Raw genomic sequence first — 1,496 nt, 5'->3', positions numbered from 1 at the left:
AACCGTGGGATTTTTCAGCAGCCTGCTAATCGAGACTGAACCATACGAACACCAGACGGGCAGCGCGGAAGATGGCGAGGTGCTCGACGACTGAGGCTTGGCTGCATCGGTGCGCAACCAGCCCCAAGCCGGTCATCTCACCTCCAGATCAATCCCCTCAGTCTGGCCCGTAGGAACCAGCACGAAAGCTTGCGCGACCAGCCCGACTTTGGTGCGGCTTCTCGAAGCATCTATGAATGCGGATCGGGTGGCGGGGGAAAGACGGTCCAAGATGCTCATCAGTAGCGCCGCCTTGTTTTGACCCGCCGCCGACAGCTTGGGAGTGCCGCCATTCATCTCAATCAAGGGATTTGCGCCAAGATCCGAAAGTTCGGTCCGCACATCAGGCGACAACTGATCAACGCGACTCCCAGAGTTGTAGAGATGCCAGATCGCCCCTGCCTGCTCAGCGGTTAGCGCTCCGGTCAGGCCAAGCTCCGTGGCTAGGTCTACCAGCACTCCCTGATCAACGCGGTTCGTACCTCGACTATTCGCAGTGACCTGGCCGGCTCGGATCGCACGTCTGGTCAAGTCGAGGATGCTGGCGGGCGAGCAAATAGTCTGATGCGCGGTTAGCTGGCGAAACGCTGTATCGAATGTTGCAGCCCCTCGCGCGCGGAGCTCCTGCTCGCTCGCGCTCATTGCTTTGAAGGTTAGCTCGCGCACCTCACGAACGTTGTCCGCATCGAACAGAAAATGCTTGTCGACACTGTCGATACCAGCAAGCGCTGCATTCGAGCCCAACGCCAGAACGGCCAGATAGTCGTCGGTGCGCCCGGCGGAGAAGCTCCGGAGGGTAACGAGAGTCGTCAGCGTAGAAATAATCGGCGCGACCATGTCGCGGCTGATCGAGGAGTCTCGCTGGAGCACCTCCATGTCCTGGAAGAAGCTGTTGCAGTGCGCCGATGCGAGCGCAAAACCGCTATCCATCATGGCGTCGATCGCAACTGCCCCACCGGTCTCGGATGCCGCCTTCGCCCGCATGAAGAAGCGGTCCCGTTGGTTATAAAAATCGGTACTCGTCTTCCCGCTAGTCGGTCCTTCAGCACCGAGGATCGGCTCCACGCCCCGCAAAGTCGGTGCACATGCGCCTAATACGCAGTACAGAACTGGCAGCGCTAGTAACGCAAATCTCATGCTTCTCCCCCCGGCTGACCGCGCCGGCACGATGCATGGGCAGAACGCGCCATGCAATCCCCAGCAGTTTGAGTTCGCAAGAATTCGGCGTTTCGAAGTGCCCGCAAGCTGTCCCGCACGCGCGCTAAGGGAATCGAAGAGCTCGATAAATACGCGGGGTGCGCTTCCGAGCGAGAGAGGACGTGAAGCGTCCGCAGGCGTATGGCAGCTAGGACCTACAATCCGCCATTCAGGGTAGTTTTGTAGCTCCCCCAACACGGGACGCTTGTTCATCTCGAGATCAACGGTCGATCTAGCAGGCTGCTGAAAAATCCCACGGT

Annotated in this window: 1 protein-coding gene; it reads right to left on the bottom strand. The window is 59.4% G+C overall.

What is annotated here, in order from left to right; all coding sequences use genetic code 11:
• Positions 1-132 precede the first annotated feature (132 nt).
• On the bottom strand, positions 133-1,104 hold the full coding sequence (locus tag QU44_RS16920) for a hypothetical protein (RefSeq protein WP_033923583.1): 972 nt from the start codon (positions 1,102-1,104) through the stop codon (positions 133-135).
• Positions 1,105-1,496 lie beyond the last annotated feature (392 nt).

The sequence above is a fragment of the Sphingomonas sp. 37zxx genome, assembly GCF_000786205.1.
Classification (GTDB): domain Bacteria; phylum Pseudomonadota; class Alphaproteobacteria; order Sphingomonadales; family Sphingomonadaceae; genus Sphingomonas.
The sequence above is the reverse complement of the archived record's forward strand: the minus strand, read 5'-3'. Positions and strand labels throughout refer to the sequence as shown.